This is a genomic window from Escherichia sp. AM3 (assembly GCF_032029835.1).
Taxonomy (GTDB): Bacteria; Pseudomonadota; Gammaproteobacteria; order Enterobacterales; family Enterobacteriaceae; genus Escherichia; species Escherichia coli.
Genome location: NZ_JAVUPQ010000673.1, coordinates 1 through 364 on the forward strand (window position 1 = coordinate 1; position 364 = coordinate 364).

The window sequence follows — 364 nt, forward strand, 5'->3', positions numbered from 1 at the left end:
CGCGGATACTGGCGAATAAAACAGCAAATGTGATATAGTTCACACATCTTATGTAACGAGAAACATTGTTTCATTCCAGTTCGTCTGTTTTGTCGAGGATGGGTTTTATGGCAACCATTACCACCAGCATGGTGCTCCTGCGCTGGCCGTTGTTGAGCGCGGTTTTGATGTTCCTGGCCAGCACGTTAAACATTCAGTTTCGAAAGTCCGACTATGCAGGTCTTGCTGTGATTAGCACCCTGTTAGGGTTGGGCGCCGCATGCTGGTTCGCGACAGGTTTGCTTGGCATTACGCTGGTAGACATTGCCGCCGTCTGGGAAAACATTAAAGTGGTGATGGTTGAAGCCATGAGCCACACTCCGCC

The 364-nt window shown here is 49.7% G+C and carries 1 protein-coding gene; it reads left to right on the plus strand.

Translation table 11 applies throughout. The annotated features are described in order from the left end of the window. Positions 1-107: 107 nt before the first annotated feature. Positions 108-364, plus strand: a 257-nt coding sequence (locus RTW80_RS27815; RefSeq protein WP_312721345.1) for a YjcB family protein, incomplete at its 3' end; no start/stop codon positions are given.